We start from the raw sequence: 18,301 nt of genomic DNA, 5'->3' as shown, positions 1-18,301 counted from the left end.
CACTCGCCGCACCGAGCACAGACCGAGGAGTCTCATGTCCGTCGTGATCCGACAGCCTGGCGTCGTCCTGACCGACCATCTCTTCCAGGTGCCGCTGGACCACACAGCGCCGCAGGGCGAGCAGATCGAGGTCTACGCCCGTGAGATGGTCGCAGCGGGCAAGGAGCGCTCCGACCTGCCCTGGCTGCTCTACCTCCAGGGCGGCCCGGGCGGCCGGGCCGCCCGGCCGCTGGGCCGGGACAGCTGGCTGGACCGGGCCCTGGACGACTACCGGGTGCTGCTCCTGGACCAGCGCGGCACCGGGCGTTCGACCCCGGCGACCCGGCAGACCCTGCCGCTGCGCGGCAGTGCGGCCGAGCAGGCCGAATACCTCTCCTTCTTCCGCGCCGACTCGATCGTCCGCGACGCCGAGCTGATCCGGCGCCAACTGCTCGGCGAGCGGGGGCAGTGGAGCCTGCTCGGGCAGAGCTTCGGCGGCTTCTGCACCCTCACCTACCTGTCGCTGGCCCCCGAGGGACTGCGCGAGGCCCTGGTCACCGGCGGCCTGGCGGGGCTGCGCAGCAGCGCGGTGGACGTGTACCGAGCGGCGTACCCGCGGGTGGCCCGCAAGAACGCCGCGCACTACGCGCGCTACCCGCAGGACGTCGAGGCGGTGCGGCGGATCGCCGAGCACCTGTCCGCCGCGCCCGCCGAACTGCCCGGTGGCGGACAGCTGACCGTGCGGGCGTTCCAGTCGCTCGGCCTGCTGCTCGGCTCGGGCAGCGGCTCCGACACCCTGCACTACCTGCTGGAGGACGCCTGGGTCCGAGGCAGCGCGGGGCTCGAACTGTCCGACACCTTCCTGAACGGCGCCCAGTCGAAGCTGTCGTTTGCCGACGGCCCGCTCTACGCCGTGCTGCACGAGTCCATCTACGGTCAGCTGTCGGTGGACCCGGGGGCGACCGGTTGGGCGGCGGAGCAGGTCCGCTCGGAGTTCCCCGAGTTCGACGCCGCCCGGGCGCTGGAGGACGGCAGCCCGGTGCGGTTCACCGGGGAGATGATCTACCCCTGGATGTTCGAGACCGACCCGGCGCTGCGCCCACTGCAGGAGACGGCGGACCTGCTGGCCAAGCGCACGGACTGGCCCGACCTCTACGCCCCTGACGCGCTGGCGGCCAATCAGGTCCCGGTGGCCGCCGCCGTCTACCACGACGACATGTACGTGGACACCGCGGACTCGCTGGCGACCGCCGACGCGGTGCGCGGGCTGCGGACCTGGGTGACGAACGAATGGGAGCACGACGGCCTGCGGGTCAGCGGCGGCCAGGTCCTGGATCGGCTGATCCGCATGATCCGCGGCCAGCTGTAGCGGTCGGCGGCAGCACCTGCCCGGCTGCCCGGCCCGGCAGCCACGGGAGCGGCGCACGGCACGGGGACCGCGTGGGCCGCGCGCCGGGTGGCGTTGCCTCGACCGACCACGAGACAGCGACCCCAGCGGCAAGGGCACCGGCTGCGACTGGGCAGGCTGGCAGGAGCCCGGCGGTTCGCTGCGGGGCCGGGCGCCCGGGTCGATCGCCTGGGCCGGAGCGTCAACGGGCAAGGCGGTGACCGCTTCCATAGGGGCAGCCCTGGCCACTGGCCGGGGGCTGGCGGCCAACCGGGGCCGCCCGGACCCAGGCGGGCGAGTCGGCGTCGCCTCCGGCTGCCCACCGCGGCGGGCCGGAGGGGCGACCGTCAGCCGCGGCGGAGCCTGGGGGTCGCTCTGCGGAGCCGTCGGTGTACCGGCCTCGTCGGCCGCCGGGGGGACCGCGGGGACCTGGGCGGTACGCGCCCCGGTCTCGGACGGAGGGATGGGCGGGCGACTGGTCATGTCAGGCTCCGATCGTGCTGGTGCTGGTGCTGGTCTTGCGGACGCCGTGGCGGCCGTCGCGCCGCAGGAGTCCGGCGAAGCGGCTCCGGGCCGCCTCGGGCGGAGGCGCGGCTCCGCCCGAGGGCTGGTCGGGAGCAGGAGGCGGGGCCGCAGTGGCGGGCGGGCGGGACTCGCCAGAACCGTGCGCGCCGCGCTGAGGCGGGATCAGGCCACGGTCGACGGCCGGCGGCGGCCCCTGCACGGTGCTCGGCCCGGCTGCGGAGTCGGCACCGTGCCCGCTCCGGCGCCGGCGCCCCCGTCGGCCGCCGGCCTTGCGACGCGGCACCGCAGGGGAACCGGACCCGCCGGCCGACCCGACCGGAGCGGCGGGCGCTGTTGGCCGCTGCGCCGCCTCGGGTGGCCCGGCCGACTCAGACGGACCGCCAGCACCACTGGAAAGAGCAGTCTCTGATGATGCGTCAGCCTCTGCACCCCGGTCACTCCCGGCCATCCGGCGGGCGCGCTCCCTACGGACAACTCGAAGCAGGCCCTCCGGCTCCAACCCGCCGTTGAGCGAGTGGTAGAGCAGGTCCGCCAACGTGTAAGAGGGGTCCAGGTCGAGTGCGCCGGCCAGTGCGACCCGACTCGTCGCACTGTCTCCGGCCAGCCACGACGTCCAGGCCAGCAGGGTCAGCGGTGCCTTCGCGAACTCGTGGTAGGGCGGCACGCAGCGCCGAGCGAGGAAGCGCCACAGATGTTGGGCGGCGACGAGTTCGTCCGGCTCGGCGTACTCGGCACCGCGGTCGCGGTTGTTCCGGTTCTGCAGACCGACGATCAGTCGGGCGGTCTGATCGTCGTCCAGCTTCGGCGGACCGGAGCGGGACTCGGCCATGGCCTGGGCGATCAGCCGGTCGATGGCCGCCATCTCCCGCCGCTCGCCGTGCGGCTCGGTCAGACTCTGGACCAGCCTGCCCATTTCCCGCTCCAGGGCATGGCGCTGCGGATCGGCGAGCGCTGAGTCGATCGGGGCGAGCGCGGCAGCGATGGCCTTGCGGCTGCCACGCGGTGCAAGGCCCGCGTAGGTGGCGGCGACGACCGCCGCACCCGGATCCCGGCCCGTGAACACCGCGGTGCCGTCGAAGTCGCAGCAGGCCGGGTCCGTGCAGAGGAAGGACCACCAGCGGCCACCGGAGAGGCAGAGCGCCTCCCTGACCTGCAGACCGAACGCGCCGGCGGCCTCGAGCAGGTGGCCGGCCAGCGGGCGCAGCTGGGCCATGACCGGGTCGGCTCCGGGTTCCGGATCTCGGACCAGGTAGAGCAGGACCGCGTCCGGACGCTCGTCCCGCTGCTCGGAGAGGGCGATCAGGAGCTCCACGAGCTCGCCGGCGATCCGCGGCCACTCGACGGGGTTCTCGGGGATGTCGAGGCGGATCGCCCCGCCCTGCCGGGCGGCCGGGCCGTGCAGGCCGACCGCGACGATGCTGTCGTCCGGATAGAAGCCGATCAGGTAGGGCAGCATCGCGGCCATGTCCGCGGGGCCGCGCATCCGCACCGGCTGGCGCCCGGGGAGGCGGAGGTGGGAGGTGGTGGTCGGGTCGTCGTGTGTCATGACGGAAGAGTGCGTCCGTCCGCGACCGTCCAGCGGAAATTTCCCGCCGGCTGTGGACAACCCGGCCCCTGTGGACAGACCGATTGCCCCGGCCGAGTGAACCCGGCCTGTCGGCAGCCGAGTTGTCCACAGATCTGGTCTCCGGTTCGCCCCGCGTCGGTCCGACAGGGTTACATGGAGGCCATGGACCAGCCGATGCGCACCCCGGACCAGCCCGGCTCCGACCGCGCCGCCACCGACCACGCCGCCGTCGACCGCGGCGCAGCCCGAGAGCGCGCCGAGGCGGTGCTGCGCGAGCTCGCCGGGCCGCAGGCCAAGCTGCGTGAGGACCAGTGGCTTGCCATCGAGGCCCTGGTGGTCGACCACCGCCGGGCCCTGGTCGTGCAGCGCACCGGCTGGGGCAAGTCGGCCGTCTACTTCATCGCCACCGCGCTGCTGCGGTCCGGCGGCGCCGGACCCACCGTGATCGTGTCGCCCCTGCTCGCGCTCATGCGCAACCAGGTGGATTCGGCCGCGCGGGCCGGGATCCACGCCCGCACGATCAACTCGGCCAACCCACAGGAGTGGGAGGAGATCCAGGCCGAGGTCGCGGCCGGCACGGTGGACATCCTGCTGGTGAGCCCGGAGCGGCTGAACAACCCCGAGTTCCGTGACCAGGTGCTGCCCAAACTCGCCGCCTCGACCGGCCTGCTGGTGGTCGACGAAGCGCACTGCATCTCCGACTGGGGCCATGACTTCCGGCCCGACTACCGCCGACTGCGCACCATGCTGGCCGACCTCTCCCCCGGCGTCCCGGTGCTGGCGACCACCGCCACGGCCAACGCCCGGGTCACCGCGGACGTCGCCGAGCAGTTGGGCACCGGTGGTTCCGACGGTCGCGCGCTGGTGCTGCGCGGCCCGCTCGACCGCGAGAGCCTCAGCCTCTCGGTACTCTCGCTGCCCGATCCGGCCCATCGCCTGGGCTGGCTCGCCGACCACCTGGACGAATTGCCGGGCTCGGGCATCATCTACACGCTGACGGTGGCCGCCGCCGAGGAGGTGACCGACTTCCTGCGCGGTCGAGGCTTCGCGGTCGCCTCCTATTCGGGCCGGACCGAGGACGCCGAGCGCCGCGGGGCCGAGGCCGATCTGCTGGCCAACCGGGTGAAGGCCCTGGTGGCCACCTCGGCGCTGGGCATGGGTTTCGACAAGCCCGACCTCGGTTTCGTGGTTCACCTGGGGTCCCCCGGCTCGCCGATCGCCTACTACCAGCAGGTCGGCCGCGCCGGGCGCGGGGTGGACCGCGCCGAGGTCCTGCTGCTGCCCGGGCGCGAGGACGAAGCGATCTGGCGGTACTTCGCCTCGCTCGGCTTCCCTCCCGAGGAGCAGGTCAGGCGGACCCTCGGTGCGCTGGCCGAGGCCGGGCGAGCGCTCTCCACGGCCGCGCTGGAGGCCCGGGTCGACCTGCGCCGGGCCCGGCTGGAGACCATGCTCAAGGTCCTGGACGTGGACGGCGCGGTGCACCGGGTGCGCGGCGGCTGGCTGGCCACCGGGGAGCCCTGGTCCTACGACGGCGAACGCTACGCCAAGGTCGCCCAGGCCAGGGCGGACGAGCAGCAGGCCATGCGCGAGTACGCCGCCGGCGGCCACTGCCGGATGGAGTTCCTTCGCCGTCAGCTTGACGACGAGCAGGCCGCGCCGTGCGGGCGCTGCGACGTCTGTGCCGGTCCCCGGCACAGCGAGGCGGTCTCAGCACAGGCGCTCGACGCCGCGCGGGCCGCGCTGGGCCGGCCCGGCGTCAGCTTCGAGCCGCGCCGACTGTGGCCCACCGGGATGGACTCGCTCGGCGTGCCGCTCAAGGGCCGGATCCCGGCCGACGAGCAGGCGCAGGTCGGCCGGGCCCTCGGCCGCCTCTCCGACATCGGCTGGGGCGGGCGACTGCGGACCCTGCTGGCCGAGGGCGCACCGGACGGCCCGGTGCCCGCTGACCTGTTGGACGCGCTGGTCACGGTTCTGGCCGACTGGGCTCGCGGCCCCGGCGGCTGGGCCGCGAGCGAGCCAGAGACCGGCCGCCCGGTCGGTGTGGTCACCATGGCATCCGCCTCCCGTCCGCAGCTGGTGAGCACGTTGGGAGCGCGGATCGCGGAGATCGGCCGGCTGCCGCTGCTCGGCCGGATCGAGTACGTCGACGGCCGTCCCCCGCATGGCGCGCGCAGCAACAGCGCGCAGCGACTGCACTCGCTGGCCGGCGCTCTGGTGCTGTCCGACGACCTGGCCCGGTCGCTGGCAGCTGCCACGGGCCCGGTGCTGCTCGTGGACGACCTGGTCGACAGCGGCTGGACGATGACGGTGGCCGCCCGACTGCTCCGCCGGGCCGGTGCACAGGCTGTACTGCCACTCGTCCTGGCCGTTCAGGGGTGACCGGGCACGACTGATCGTGCTGACTGAGCAGAGGCGACCGACCCGACCGACGCGATCAAGGGGAGCAAGGTGATCAAGGTGAGCAAGCGGAGGTGATCGAACAGCGGTGATCGAGCGGGGTGCCCTGGGGAACCAGTGACTCGGGTGGTCCTGGAGAGACGAACAGGGCTTGAGCCATCCAGGGAATATATCCGGCATACCCCCTGCTTTAGGGCGCTATTCACCAGTTCATCGTTGCCGCTCCGGCCATCTGACGTGAGAATTGCACCGTACCCAGTCACTGGTCCCAAGGACCGGAATTCGGCGTACTCATGTGCCCAGGCGCTCGATCGCCGGGAAGGAGGACGATGGTCCACGGTGTCGGCCGCGGCCAGCTCTCCTCCGGCACGGGTCGGCGCATCGACCTGGAGACCTGGTCGGGCGCGGGCGTCCCGCTCCTGCGCGACCCGCGGGACCTGGTCGTCGATCTGCACCGGCGTCATCTGCCGCAACCCGGAACCAGCGTGGTCGCGGTCGTGGACATCGACCATCGCGTGGTCGCCTCCGCCTCTGTCACGCTGCGCCCCCCGGTCACGGACGGCTGGCCGCTGCGCAACGCCCTGCTCACCCAGTTACGCCGGGTGACCGCACACGACCTACGGCTGTCCGCACCGCGGCGCACCGCCGTGCTGCTCTGCTGCCGTGACGGTGCGTCCGGCTGGACCGAGCAGGACGGCGCCTGGATGTGGGCGTTGCGCGACGCCGCCTCGTTGCACGGCCTGCGCTGCGGAGCCTTCCTCACGCTGACCGCGAGCGGCTGGCAGGTGCTCGGCGAGGCTCGCTGCGGCCGTACGCCGCATGCGGGCTCCTGGTCCGAGCACACCGTGCACACGGTCTCCGAACTACCGCGGCGCAGCGCCCCGAGTGTCCGGCCGGCGGCGGAGCGGACCCGAACGGCGCTGCCCTGGTCGACCGGCAGCGCGGCAAGCCCAGGTCCGATCCGCCACGTCGCCCGCTGACCGACGGCCGGAAAGGTCGGCAGGGCCGGCAGGCCGGACCTGGTCGGCCGAGCCGGACCGGCCCACCCGGCTCCCCGGCCCGGCCGAGCCGCGGCGACAGCATTGGAGGCCTGTCGCACCGCGGCTACCGTGCTCAGGCCGGGACCGGCTGCCCCTGGACGACGTCCGCGTCGGTCAGCTGCCCGGTCGCACCGCAGACCACCAGCAGCGAGACCGCATGGGTCCGCGCCTTCTCGACCGCGAGCACCGCGCGATCGCGGTCGGCGGCCTCCAGCACCAGGACGACCACCTCGCGCCGGGCCGGGCGGGTCAGCGCCAGGTCCGCGTAGAACACATCGGCGGCCTCGGTGAGTTGCGCCCAGTACCGGCCCTCGCCGAAGGACAACTCGTGCTGCTGCCAAGGGTGCGGCCGACCGGCGGTCAGCACGAGGATGTCGCCGGGCGCGCGCCCCGACTCCAGCAGCAGGTCCACCGCCTCGTCAGCCTGTGCCAAGGCGATTTCCAAGGCGCTTTCCGGGGAACTGCCCGGGGCGGCCGGCACCAGCTGGACGGCAGGGCCGACCGGAACCGGTCGCGGACCGGGCTTGGGGACCCGCGGTCGCGGACCGGGTTTGGGTGCGCCGGGCCGCGGGACGGCCGGACCCGGCGGGCCCGGGCGCGGGCCGGGTACCGCGGCGGTCGCCGGGGTGGGAACGGCGGACCCGTGGACGATAGGGGTGACAGGGGTGACAGGGGACACGCTGCCGGTGGCAGGCGTACTGGGGGCTTGTGCGTCCGACTCGCGGGGGAAGGGAACGCCGGGGCCCGGGATGCTCTCGTGAATCTCCGGCTCCTCGGGGAAGACAGGCATACCCGGATATCTATCAAATGCCGGTCGGATGCGCACGGGCGCCCCACCTGTTGGGCGGCGAACCGTCGACCCGATCAGCGGAACGTGCCGCCGCGGCGTATTCCTGATGAACAGTCAGAAGCCAAGAGTGAGCTGTTCGCCGTCGTCCGTGATTCGCGAGCGCTTGAGGTGGCTCCAGCGCGGCAGCGCGTCCATGAACGCCCAGGAGAGCCGGTGGTGTTCGGTGGGACCGAACTCCTCCAGCGCCGCCCGGTGCACCGGTGAGGGATATCCGGCGTTGGCCTCGAAGCCGAAGGCCGGGAACTCCGGCGCCAGCTCGGCCATCTGCCCGTCCCGGTGCACCTTGGCGAGGACGGAGGCGGCCGCGACGCAGACACAGCTCTGGTCACCCTTGATCACGGTCCGCACCCGCCACGGGCCGCCGAGGTAGTCGTGCTTGCCGTCCAGGATCACCGCGTCGGGGCGGACCGGGAGCGCCTCCAGCGCCCGCAGTGCGGCCAGCCGCAGCGCCGCGGTCATGCCCAGTTCGTCACACTCGACGGAGGAAGCCTGGCCCAGCGCGTAGGCCGTGACCCAGTCCGCCAGCAACGGCGCCAACTCCTCCCGGCGGCGCGGGGTCAGCAGCTTGGAGTCGGTCAGCCCCTCGGGCGGGCGGCGCAGTCCGGTCACGGCCGCGCCGACCGTCACCGGACCGGCCCAGGCACCGCGCCCCACCTCGTCCAGACCGACGACGAGCGTCGCGCCGGTGCGACGCAGCGAGCGCTCCACGCTGTGGGTGGGTGGCTGGTAGGGCATCGGAGGGGTCCGTTTCGACTCGAGCGGCCAGGGCGACAGGAGGAGCAGCCGGCGGGCCGCGCAACTCCAACCCTACGGCGGGTGCTCCTCAGCCCTTGACCGATCCCGCCAGCAGCCCGCGCACGAAGTACCGCTGCAGTCCGAAGAAGACCACCAGCGGGATGATGATCGACAGGAACGCCCCCGCCGTCAGCACCTCCCAGTGGCCGCCGAAGGAACCGGTGAGCTGGGCCAGCCGGACGGTCATCGGGGCCACCTCGGGCGTTCCGCCGGCGAAGGTCAGGGCCACCAGCAGGTCGTTCCAGACCCAGAGGAACTGGAAGATCGCGAAGGAAGCCAGCGCGGGCGCGCAGAGCGGTAGCACGATGGACCGGAAGATCTTGAAGTGCGAGGCTCCGTCGACCACCGCCGCCTCCATCAGGTCGCGGGGCAGCTGCGAGATGAAGTTGTGCAGCAGGAAGGTGGCCAGCGGCAGCGCGAACATGGTGTGCGCCAGCCAGACCGGCGCGTAGGTCCCGCTCAGGTCGAGCTTCGGGATGATGGTCAGCCTGCCCAGATGGGCGCCGCCCGAGAAGAGTTGGAGCAGCGGGATCAGGGCCATCTGCAGCGGCACCACCTGCAGCGCGAAGATCAGGAAGAAGAGCGTGTCGCTCCCCCGGAACCGCACCCAGGCCAGCGCGTAGGCGGCCATCGCGGCCAGCACCAGCGGGAAGACGGTGGCCGGGACGGTGATCGCCAGCGAGTTGACCAGGTACGGCAGCAGCCCGCCCTGGACGCCGAATCCGCCGTCGAACAGGACGGTGTGGTAGTTGGAGAGGACCAGGTCCGGGTGGGCGAAGACGTTCCACCAGCCGCTGTCGGCCACCTGCTGCTGCGGCCGCAGCGAGGTCGCGAGCAGCCCGAAGGTCGGGATCGTCCAGAGGATCGTGACCACGATGACGAAGAGCGAGCCGAGCGGACTGCTGAACGACTTGCGGACGGCCTTGACCGCGGGCAGCGGCCGGGCGGTGGACAGGGCCGGCTGGTCGGACGCCTGACTGCTCATCGGGTGGCCCGCTCCTTGCGCAGTTGGACGATGTTGTAGCCGACCAGCGGGAGCACCGCGATGAAGAGGATCACCGCGAGCGCGCTGCCCCGGCCGACGTTGAACTGCACGAAGGACTGCGAGTACATCTCGTTGGCCAGGACCTGGGTGCCGAAGTTGCCCCCGGTCATGGTGCGGACGATGTCGAAGGCCTTCAGCGTGACGATCATGACGGTGGTCAGCACCACGACCAGCGTGGTGCGGATCATCGGCACCGTGACGTACCAGAAGAGCCGCAGCCCGCTCGCGCCGTCGAGCCGGGCGGCCTCGGTCACCTCGTCGGGGATCGCCTTGATCGCCGCCGAGAGGACCACCATGGCGAATCCGGTCTGCACCCAGACCATGACCACCATCAGCAGGAAGTTGTTCAGCGGGTGGGACAGGATCCAGTTCGGCGGGTTCCGCCAGCCCAGCCAGATCGCCACTTGGCTGAGCAGGCCGATCTGCGCCTGGGCGGAGTCCCGGGTGTCGTAGACGAACTTCCAGATGATGCTGGCGCCGACCAGCGAGATCGCCATCGGCATGAAGATCAGCGACTTGTAGAGCGACTGCCAGCGCATCCGGTCCACCAGCAGTGCCAGCACCAGTCCGAGGCCGGTGGCCACCACGGGGGCGACCACCAGCCAGAGCGCGGTGTTGAGCAGCACCTGGTGGATCGAGTCGGTGGTGAGGGCCCAGCCGTAGTTCTTGAATCCGAGGAACCTGCTGCTGTCGTCGTTGCGGAAGCTGAGGTAGACCGTCCGGACCAGCGGTGCCACCAGGCCCACCAGGAGCAGCAGCACCGCCGGGCCGAGGAAGACCGCGATGGCGAGCGGGCGGCCGAGGCGGCCGGTCGCCCGGCCCGCCACGAAGAAGACCACCAGCAGGATGCCCAGGAAGCCGGCGATCGCGCCGAAGCTGTTGCCCAGCTTGATCGCGGCGTCGTTCCAGGCCGAATCGGCGAAGAGAGGACTGGTCACAGGCATGCGAGCGAGGTCCTTCCGACGAGCGGACGTCCTTGCGACAAGCACGGGCTGGCACGCGGGCCCAGCGCGGGCGGGCACGGGCGGTGCCTAAGCAGGCGCCCACCCGCGCCCGCTGCCTACTGCGGCCAGGCGCTGTCGACGTCCGCGGCCACCTTCGGGATCGGCTCGCCCTCCGCGAACCAGGCGGTGAACGCCGTCCACTCCTCGCCCGAGCCGACCGCCGCGGGCATCATGTCCGAGGCGTCGAACCGGAAGGCGGCGGTGCTGTCGGTCAGCGCCTTGGCGGAGAGCTGGTCGATCGGGTCGGTGTAGAGGCTCTGGTCCACGCCGTGGTTGGCCGAGACCCAGCCAGGCGCGACCTTGACCCGGCTGGCTGCCCAGTCCGCCGTGGAGAGGTAGTTCTGCACCGCCTGCACCTCGGGCCGGTTGGAGAAGGCGGCCACGAACTCGCCACCGCCCTCGACCGGGGCCGGGAGCGCCGGGTTCACCGGCGGCAGCGCGAAGGCGTAGACGTCGCCGTCCGGGCCGACCTTGGTGCCCTTGGGCCACTGCGCCTCGTAGAACGAGGCCTGCTGGAGCATCCAGCACTTGCCGGTGAGGATCGGCGCACCCGCGTCCTGGAAGGTGGTGGTGGCGATCGACTTCACGTCGCCGATCCCGCCGTTGACCCAGGCCGGGTTCTGCATCCAGCCCGCGACCGTCTGCATCGACTGGATGATCGGCGGATCACTGAACTTGACCTTGTGGCTGACCCAGTCGTCGTAGACCTTCGCGCCCTGGCCGCCGAGGACGACCTCCTCCAGCCAGTCGGTGGCCGGCCAGCCGGTCGCCGTCCCGGAGGCGATGCCGCCGCACCAGGGCTTGCTGCCGTTGGTGCCGGCCTTGGCGATCCTGTCGCTGAGCGCCATCAGGTCGGCCCAGGTCTTGGGGACGGTGTAGCCCGCCGCCTGGAAGGCCTTGGGCGAGTACCAGACCAGCGACTTCATGTTGGCGCTCATCGGCGCCGCGTAGAAGGTCCCGTCGACCGAGCCGTAGGTCTTCCAGATCGGGTCCCACTGGTTCTCGTTCGTCACCGTCTGGGCCGGCGGCTTGACCACCTTGCCGGTCTTCACCATCTGGTCGAGCAGACCGGGCTGCGGGATCACCGCCAGGTCCGGGGCGTTGCCGCCGGAGACCCGGACCGGGAGTTGGGACTCGAAGTCGTTGGAGCCCTCGTAGGAGATCTTGATCCCGGTACAAGAACTGAACTCGGCCCAGGACTTCTCCAGCGAGTCCGACTCCGGGCTCAGGATCGAGGCGAACATGGTCACCGTGGTCCCGGAATGCCCAGCGTACGGCTGGTACTTGGCGCAGTCGCCGGTCAGCGGCGGCGCCGAGCCGGCGCTGCTGGAGCCGCCGCCGGAGCTGTTGGAGCAGGCGGCGGTGAAGCAGAGGCCCAGCAGTGCGGGGGCCACCAACAGCCGTTTTCTGAACCGGGCACTCGTCGTGATGTTCAAAGCGTTCTCCTGCGGCCGGGGGGACGAACCACATGACACTGCGCTGAACCGGAAGTCGTAAGAGGCCATGGCAAGTTCAGCCACGGCCAGGTCGACGGCGACTGGCTTGAAGACGCTAACGCAACCTTCATCGGACGCCAAGAAGACGTTCAACTTTCACTGTGACGAGTTCCCGTCACAGCTCGCCACAGCCTTGACGGTGTCCGCACATACCTACCCCCGGCCCCGCCCCGAAACGCCGATGGTGCGGGACGCCGGACCAACCGACCTCCCGCACCACTCTGTTCGCAGAGAATGACTGACGTACCGTCAGTGGAGTCGCACCGGCAACCCCTGCAGGCTGTTGAGCACGATCGAGGCAGCCGGGCGCAGTTCGTCGTCCGGGACCGCCAGGGACAGCGCCGGGAAGCGCTCGAAGAGCGCGGGCAACGCCACCTGCGCCTCCAGCCGGGCCAGCGGCGAGCCGGGGCAGACGTGCGGACCGTGACCGAAGGACAGGTGCCGGTTCGGGTCCCGGGTGACGTCGAACAGCTCGGCGGTCACCCCGTGTTGCGCCGGATCCCGGCCGATCGCGTTGTACGAGATCAGCACCGGATCGCCGAGCGGTACCAGTACCCCGCCCACCTCGATGTCCTCGGTCGCGTACCGGAAGAGGAAGTTGCTGGTCGGCGGCGTCCAGCGGAGCGACTCCTCGACCACCGCGGACCATCCCACCTCGCCCGAACGCACCAGGGCCAGCTGGTCCGGATGCGTCAGCAGGGCCCGCACCGCGTTGGTGATCAGGTTGACCGTGGTCTCGTGACCGGCGGCGATCATCACCCGCAGGGTCGCCGCCGCCTCCGCGTCCGACAGCTCGCTGCCCTCGAGATCGGCGGCCAGCAGCGCGCTGGTCAGATCGTCGCCCGGCACGGCGCGGCGCTGCCGCACCAGATCGTCGACGAAGGCGTTCAGCGCCGCGATGATCGACTGGATCCCCGCCGGGTCCGGCACGCTGCGGAAGAACCGCTCGTAGAGCTCCCGCAGGTAGCCATGATCCGCCGGGTCGACCCCCAGCAGGGTGCCGATCACCGTCATCGGCAGCGGGAACGCGAAGGCCGCCTTCAGGTCGACCTCCGGCTCGCCCGCGGCCAGCTCGTCCAGCAGCCGCGCGGTCAGCAGTTCCACCTGGGGCCGCATCAACTCGACCCGGCGGGGCGTGAACGCCTGCGCGACCAGCGCGCGCAGGCGCCGGTGCTCCTCCCCGTCCGCGGTCACCATGCTCGGGCCCGACACCGCCACACCGATCAGCGGCCAGTCGCTGGGGATCTCGCCGCGCTGGTAGGCCGCCCAGTGCCGGGCGTTCTTGACCAGCCGCTGATCCGTCAGCAGGGCGCGCGCGGCGGCATGCTGGGTGACGGCCCAGGCCCGCACCCCACCCGGCAGCTCCACCGCCACCACCGGCCCGGCCGCGCGCAGCACCGCCCCTTCCGCCGCGCTGTCGCGCGCGAACGGGTCGAGGGCCACCGCGCCGGTCATCGGCGCACTGGGCATCGGCCCACTGAACGTCGGCACGCTGGTCATCCGAAGGCTCCTCCGGTCGTCATCGAGGGGGTGAATCCGACCGGCAGCGCGACCAGCGCGCGGACCCAGGCCGAGGGGCGCCAGACCAACGCGTGCTCGGCCACCGCCAGCCGCAGGTCCGGCAACCGGTCGAGCAGCACCTCGACCGCTGTGCCGGCGATCACCTCGGCCGCCTCCTGCGCCGGGAACGGGCAGCGGTGCTCGCCGTGCGAGAAGCTCAGGTGCGCCCGGTTGCCCTCCGCCGCCTCACCGCCGGCCATCCGCACGGCCGGGTCCGCGTTGGCCCCCGCGAGCCCGAGCAGCACCAGGTCACCGGCCGCGATCCGCTGCCCGCCCAGCTGGGTGTCCCGAACCGCCCAGCGGCCCGCGAAGATCTGGGTGGGCGTGTCCTCCCAGAGCGCCTCGCCGAGCGCCTGCCCGACGCTGCGGCGGCCACCCACCAGCGAGGCGGCGAAGCGGTCGTCGGTGAGCATCAGCCGCAGCGCGTTGGCGATCCAGTACGCGGTCGGCTGGTGGCCCGCCGCCAGCAGCACCCGCAGGTCACGCACCACCTCGTCGTCGCTCAGGGTGGCCGGGTGGACCAGCAGCCGCGAGGTGACGTCCGCGCCCGGCGCGGCGCGCTTGGCCTCGACCAGCTCCAGCATCGTCGTCACGATCCGCTGCGAGGCCTGCTGCGCGTCCGGTCCGCCGTCCATCATGGCGAGCAGGTTCGCGATCAGCACCGGCACCTGGGCCTCGTCCAGCCCCAGCAGCCAGCAGATCACCAGCAGCGGCATCCGGTGCGCGTAGTCGGCGACCAGGTCCGCCTCGCCGCGGCCGGCGAAGCCGTCGATCAGCCGGTCGGCGATCCGCTCGCAGTACTTCTTCAGCTCGTACGGGTCCACCGCGCCCAGCGCGTCGGTGACCGCCTGGGAACGGCGCTGGTGCTCGGCGCCCTCGGTGTACAGGATCGAGGCCACCGGGGTCATCATCGGCCGCAGCGGCCAGTCCTCGGGGATGGCCGGCCAGGCGTTCCAGCGGCTGGAGTCGCGGCCGAAGAGCTTGGGCTGGCTGGTAACCGTCTGCAGCTCGCGGTAGCCGATCACCAGCCAGGCCGGCACACCGCCGGCCAGCTCGACCGGGGCGACCGGGCCGTGCGCGGCCCGCAGCTCGCGGTAGACCTGCGCCGGGTCGGTCTGGAACCGCGGACCGTACAGCTGCGCGGCCGCGCGGTGCGCGGGGCAGCCGGGCGGCGGGGTGGGCACCGGCTCGGTCACGAGTGGCTCTCCTCTTCCTGACGCTCACGGAGTTCGGGTACGGCGCGGGCGCCCTCGAGGCCGTCGGCCGCGGCACCTGCGGCTGCGGCTGCGGCTGCGGGACCCTGGGCTACCTGACCTGCGGCTTCCGGGACTTCGGCTTCGGCGCGGGCGCAGAGGTGGTGGACGAGCTCGATCAGCACCCGCTTGCTGGACTCGCGCTCGCGCGCGTCGCAGTCCAGCAGCGGCACCTGCGGCGACAGGTCGAGCGCCTCGCGAACCTGTTCCAGCGAGTGCTTCGGCGGCTCGAAGGTGTTGCGGGCCACCACGAACGGCATCCCGTGCTGCTCCAGCCGGTCGATCGCGTACCAGGAGTCCGCCAACCGGCGGTCGTCCACCAGCACCACCGCGCCGAGCGCACCGCTGAACAGCCGGTCCCAGAGGAACCAGAACCGCTCCTGCCCGGGCGCGCCGAAGAGGTAGAGCACGCTCTCGGCGGACAGGGTGATCCGGCCGAAGTCGAAGGCCACCGTGGTCGCCCGCTTGTCGCGGACCGCCGACGGATCGTCAATCCCGATCCCGGCCCGGGTCATCACCTCTTCGGTGGCGAGCGGCCGGATCTCGCTGACCGACGAGACCAGGGTGGTCTTGCCCACGCCGAAACCGCCGACCACGACGATCTTCCACGCGTTGTCGGCGGTGCTCCGCAACGGGGCCCGGGTCGAGACCGGCCCGGCCTCAGAGCCGTTGGAGTCCATGCAGCACCTGCTTCAGCGTGTCGAGATCGGGCAACCGGGCCTGGGCGGGAGCGAAGCGCGGGTGCCGCGCGGTGATCCGTCCGGCCTCCAGCAGATCGCCCAGCAGGATCTTCACCACGCTGATCGGCAGCCCCAGTTCGGCCGCCACCTCCACCACGGCGGTCGGCCGCTTGCACAGCCGCAGGATCCGCGCGTGCTCGGACTGCATGCCCGGCACCGGCTCCTGCTCGGTGACGATCAGGGTCACCACGTCGAAGGCGTGCGTACCGGCCGCGCTGCGCCCGCCGGTCACCGTGTACAGCCGGTCCGGACCGTCCGACGGGTCCGGCCGCAGCGGCGGCGTCACGCGCCCACGGTGGTGTCGTTCCCGCGCGGCGGCGCGCTCAGGAAGTCGCCGATCTGCTCGACCAGGCCGTGCATGTTGTGGCCGACCAGGCCGACATCCGCGCTCTGATCGGTGACCACCGCGAGGTGCGCCCCGTGACCGGCCTCCACGATGCACAGGATGCCGCCGTGGAACTCGGTCATCGACTGCCGCACGCCACCGCTGCCGTCGCCGAACTCGATCGAGGCGCCGTGCGCCAGGCTCTGGATACCGGAGGCGATGGCGGCCAGTTGGTCGGCCTGATCGGCGCTCAGGCCGGAGCTGTGGCACAGCTTCAGGCCGTCCGCCGACAGCACCAGGGCGTGCCGGGAGTCCGGCGTGGTGGCCAGCAGGTTCTCCAGCAGCCAGTCGAGATCGCGGTCGGTGGTGCTGCTCATCAGACGTTGTCCTTCGGGAGATCCGGGGTGTCCGGGCTGTCCGGGAAGTCGGTGGGCGAAGCAGGAGCAGGCGGGACGGGGGTGCCCTGGGCGCCCTCGCCGCCCAGCACGCCCTGGCGGAAGGCGCCGAACCGCGCGGCCGTGGCCGGCGGGGCGGACCGGGGCGGCGCCGTCCTGGCCGGGGTGCCGGCTGCCGTCAGCGTCTGGCCGCGCCGCCGTCTGGGCAGGCCGTCCTCGCTCACGGTCGAGGGCGCAGCCGAGGCCGAAGCCGCGGTCGAGGCCGAAGTCGCGACCGGCTCCGGCGTCGGCGCGGCCGCCGCCATCAGCGCGGCCACGGCCGCGGCGGCAGGCCGGGCGAGCGCGGGTCGGGTCGGCGCCGCGGCGGGTCCACGGGTGGCACTGGCGGAAGCCGGGTTCGAACCGGCGTCCGAGTCGGCTGCCAGCTGCTCCTGATGGACGATCAACTGCTCGGGGATCAGCATCACCACCCCCGTCCCGCCGCGCGAGGACGGCCGGAACGAGATCGCCAGGCCGTGCTTGCGGACCAGCGCGCCGATCACCGCGAAGCCCAGCCGGGTACCGGCCGAGAGCGTGGTGAGGTCCAGCGGCTCGCCGGAGACGGCCTGCTCGGCCCGGCGCAGCCAGACCTCGGAGAGCCCGAGCCCGCCGTCCTCCACGGTGATCGCCAGGCCGGTGTGCAACTCCTCGACGTAGACGTGCACCTCGGCCGGCGGCGCCGAGAAGTTGGCGGCGTTGTCCATCAGTTCGGCCAGCGCGTGCATCACGCCCTCGGCCGCGTAGCCCACGACCGCCGCACCGCTCGCCGAGTGCGGCCGCACCCGCTGGTAGGCGCTGATCCGCCCGAGCGCCCCGCGCAGCACGCTCTCCATCGGGATCGGCCGACTCCACCGCCGACCGCTGCGGGCTCCGGTCAGCACGGCGATGCTGTCGGCCAGGCGGCCGGCCTGGGCGGTGCTGTGGTCCAGCCGGAGCAGGTCGCCGAGCACCTCCTCGCCGTGCCGGTGCTGCATCTCGCGCAGTTCCGCGTGCATCCCGGTGGCCAGCGCCTGCACCCGCCCGGCCGCCGTCGCGCAGACCGCGAGGGCCGCCGCCCGCTGCCGCTCGCCGTACGCGACCTCCTTGGCGAGCAGCGTGAGCAGGCCCTCGTGCGCGGTCTGCCGGTGTGCCACCAGGACGGTCTCCACCGAGGCGCCGGCCCGTAGCAGCCGGACCACCTCCGGGATCGTCCGCTCGGCCAGCAGCACGAGCTCCGCCCGCTCGTCGTCGGCCGCGGCCCGGGCGGCGGCCGCCTCGGACCGTGCCTCGACGGCCTCCGAGCGGGCGGCGAGCATCTCGACCCGGGCCGCCTCGGCCTCGGTGTGGGCCGCGTTGGCCCGAGCCCGGGAGTCCTGGGCCTGGGCCTGGGCCGTCCCGGTCGCCGCCTCCGCGCGCAGCACCGCGGCCAGCGCGGCCTCGCCCTTGCTCCGGCTGGTGGCCAGTTCGGCCGCCAGCTGCCGGGCCCGCCGCCACTGCGCCAGTGCGACCAGTGCCGCCGCACACCACAGGGCCGCCGCCGGCGTCCCCCAGGCCAGCAGCACGGACCGGTCCCGCTCGGGCGCGGTCACCACGGCCACGGCCACGGCGGCGCCCGCCACCCCCACCGCCACCAGGGCGGCGAGCAGCGCAGCCGGTCTGCCGGACAGGCGGGAGCGAGCGGTCATGGCGCGATTCCTCGGCGGGCTTCGAAGCTAGGGCAGGCGCCAGCGCACCAGCCTCCCGCGGCCGGGAGATCCAAGATCAGTTGACGCGGTCACCAGATCATATCGATTCAGATAAGCCGCTCAAACGGCGAGTTGACGCGATGTGTCCGAAGCCACCGTGCCCGCGCACGCGAACGGGGCGGGAACCCGTGGGTTCCCGCCCCGCGTCACCGCTCCTCACCGCTCGGCGGGAGAAACGTT

Annotated in this window: 15 protein-coding genes; 3 read left to right on the top strand and 12 right to left on the bottom strand. The window is 72.6% G+C overall.

Annotated features, from left to right (window positions below; translation table 11 throughout):
• Positions 1–34: 34 nt before the first annotated feature.
• Positions 35–1,348 carry an alpha/beta fold hydrolase gene (locus OG403_RS25170; protein WP_329568081.1) on the top strand — a complete coding sequence of 438 codons (1,314 nt, stop codon included), beginning with the start codon at positions 35–37 and terminating at the stop codon, positions 1,346–1,348.
• 502 nt (positions 1,349–1,850) lie between these two features.
• On the opposite strand, the gene OG403_RS25165 is transcribed toward OG403_RS25170, so the two are convergent.
• Entirely contained in the window at positions 1,851–3,437 is a 1,587-nt protein-coding gene (locus OG403_RS25165; protein ID WP_329568079.1) for a DUF4192 domain-containing protein, read from the bottom strand.
• A 195-nt stretch (positions 3,438–3,632) separates the two neighbouring features.
• Here OG403_RS25165 and OG403_RS25160 point away from each other — a divergent pair, with 195 nt between their 5' ends.
• The gene (locus OG403_RS25160; RefSeq protein ID WP_442911087.1) at positions 3,633–5,837 is read left to right on the top strand and encodes a DEAD/DEAH box helicase; all 2,205 of its coding nucleotides are present in this window, start codon (positions 3,633–3,635) and stop codon (positions 5,835–5,837) included.
• A gap of 347 nt (positions 5,838–6,184) precedes the next feature.
• Positions 6,185–6,835: a hypothetical protein gene (locus OG403_RS25155; protein ID WP_329568075.1), complete on the top strand. Its 651-nt coding sequence runs from the start codon at positions 6,185–6,187 to the stop codon at positions 6,833–6,835.
• 133 nt (positions 6,836–6,968) lie between these two features.
• Here OG403_RS25155 and OG403_RS25150 read toward each other — a convergent pair whose 3' ends face one another.
• From OG403_RS25150 to OG403_RS25100, 11 genes are all read right to left on the bottom strand, one after another.
• Positions 6,969–7,328 (bottom strand): hypothetical protein, encoded by a 360-nt coding sequence (locus OG403_RS25150; protein ID WP_329568074.1) that lies wholly within the window; start codon positions 7,326–7,328, stop codon positions 6,969–6,971.
• Between the two features lie 471 nt (positions 7,329–7,799).
• The gene (locus tag OG403_RS25145) at positions 7,800–8,480 is read right to left on the bottom strand and encodes a ribonuclease HII (RefSeq protein ID WP_329568072.1); all 681 of its coding nucleotides are present in this window, start codon (positions 8,478–8,480) and stop codon (positions 7,800–7,802) included.
• A gap of 88 nt (positions 8,481–8,568) precedes the next feature.
• Positions 8,569–9,525 carry a carbohydrate ABC transporter permease gene (locus OG403_RS25140; protein ID WP_329568070.1) on the bottom strand — a complete coding sequence of 319 codons (957 nt, stop codon included), beginning with the start codon at positions 9,523–9,525 and terminating at the stop codon, positions 8,569–8,571.
• Positions 9,522–10,529 (bottom strand): carbohydrate ABC transporter permease, encoded by a 1,008-nt coding sequence (locus OG403_RS25135; protein ID WP_329568068.1) that lies wholly within the window; start codon positions 10,527–10,529, stop codon positions 9,522–9,524. The genes OG403_RS25140 and OG403_RS25135 overlap by 4 nt, the downstream gene beginning before the upstream one ends.
• 116 nt (positions 10,530–10,645) lie before the next feature.
• Positions 10,646–11,983, bottom strand: coding sequence for an ABC transporter substrate-binding protein (locus OG403_RS25130; RefSeq protein ID WP_329572545.1), 1,338 nt, complete (start codon positions 11,981–11,983; stop codon positions 10,646–10,648).
• A 351-nt stretch (positions 11,984–12,334) separates the two neighbouring features.
• On the bottom strand, positions 12,335–13,585 hold the full coding sequence (locus OG403_RS25125) for a cytochrome P450 family protein (RefSeq protein ID WP_329568066.1): 1,251 nt from the start codon (positions 13,583–13,585) through the stop codon (positions 12,335–12,337).
• Positions 13,582–14,841 carry a cytochrome P450 gene (locus OG403_RS25120; RefSeq protein ID WP_329568064.1) on the bottom strand — a complete coding sequence of 420 codons (1,260 nt, stop codon included), beginning with the start codon at positions 14,839–14,841 and terminating at the stop codon, positions 13,582–13,584. The genes OG403_RS25125 and OG403_RS25120 overlap by 4 nt, the downstream gene beginning before the upstream one ends.
• Positions 14,838–15,578: a GTP-binding protein gene (locus tag OG403_RS25115; protein ID WP_329568062.1), complete on the bottom strand. Its 741-nt coding sequence runs from the start codon at positions 15,576–15,578 to the stop codon at positions 14,838–14,840. Before OG403_RS25115 ends, OG403_RS25120 begins: the two co-directional genes overlap by 4 nt.
• Complete coding sequence (locus tag OG403_RS25110; protein ID WP_329568060.1) at positions 15,559–15,924, bottom strand: DUF742 domain-containing protein; 366 nt, start codon at positions 15,922–15,924, stop codon at positions 15,559–15,561. The genes OG403_RS25115 and OG403_RS25110 overlap by 20 nt, the downstream gene beginning before the upstream one ends.
• Positions 15,921–16,340, bottom strand: coding sequence for a roadblock/LC7 domain-containing protein (locus OG403_RS25105; protein WP_329568058.1), 420 nt, complete (start codon positions 16,338–16,340; stop codon positions 15,921–15,923). The genes OG403_RS25110 and OG403_RS25105 overlap by 4 nt, the downstream gene beginning before the upstream one ends.
• A complete protein-coding gene (locus OG403_RS25100; protein WP_329568055.1) occupies positions 16,340–18,061 on the bottom strand; it encodes a sensor histidine kinase in 1,722 nt (573 codons plus the stop codon). Before OG403_RS25100 ends, OG403_RS25105 begins: the two co-directional genes overlap by 1 nt.
• Positions 18,062–18,301 lie beyond the last annotated feature (240 nt).

The organism is Kitasatospora sp. NBC_01266, assembly GCF_036242395.1.
GTDB lineage: Bacteria > Actinomycetota > Actinomycetes > Streptomycetales > Streptomycetaceae > Kitasatospora.
Note: the sequence above shows the minus strand (reverse complement) of the source record. Positions and strands in the feature narration are given on the sequence as shown.

Bases quoted from the DNA above. Each gene is read 5' to 3' on its own strand.
- OG403_RS25170 (WP_329568081.1), top strand. From the start codon at position 35: ATGTCCGTCGTGATCCGACAGCCTGGCGTCGTCCTGACCGACCATCTC.
- OG403_RS25165 (WP_329568079.1), bottom strand. From the start codon at position 3,437: ATGACACACGACGACCCGACCACCACCTCCCACCTCCGCCTCCCCGGG.
- OG403_RS25160 (WP_442911087.1), top strand. From the start codon at position 3,633: ATGCGCACCCCGGACCAGCCCGGCTCCGACCGCGCCGCCACCGACCAC.
- OG403_RS25155 (WP_329568075.1), top strand. From the start codon at position 6,185: ATGGTCCACGGTGTCGGCCGCGGCCAGCTCTCCTCCGGCACGGGTCGG.
- OG403_RS25145 (WP_329568072.1), bottom strand. From the start codon at position 8,480: ATGCCCTACCAGCCACCCACCCACAGCGTGGAGCGCTCGCTGCGTCGC.
- OG403_RS25140 (WP_329568070.1), bottom strand. From the start codon at position 9,525: ATGAGCAGTCAGGCGTCCGACCAGCCGGCCCTGTCCACCGCCCGGCCG.
- OG403_RS25135 (WP_329568068.1), bottom strand. From the start codon at position 10,529: ATGCCTGTGACCAGTCCTCTCTTCGCCGATTCGGCCTGGAACGACGCC.
- OG403_RS25125 (WP_329568066.1), bottom strand. From the start codon at position 13,585: ATGACCAGCGTGCCGACGTTCAGTGGGCCGATGCCCAGTGCGCCGATG.
- OG403_RS25115 (WP_329568062.1), bottom strand. From the start codon at position 15,578: ATGGACTCCAACGGCTCTGAGGCCGGGCCGGTCTCGACCCGGGCCCCG.
- OG403_RS25105 (WP_329568058.1), bottom strand. From the start codon at position 16,340: ATGAGCAGCACCACCGACCGCGATCTCGACTGGCTGCTGGAGAACCTG.
- OG403_RS25100 (WP_329568055.1), bottom strand. From the start codon at position 18,061: ATGACCGCTCGCTCCCGCCTGTCCGGCAGACCGGCTGCGCTGCTCGCC.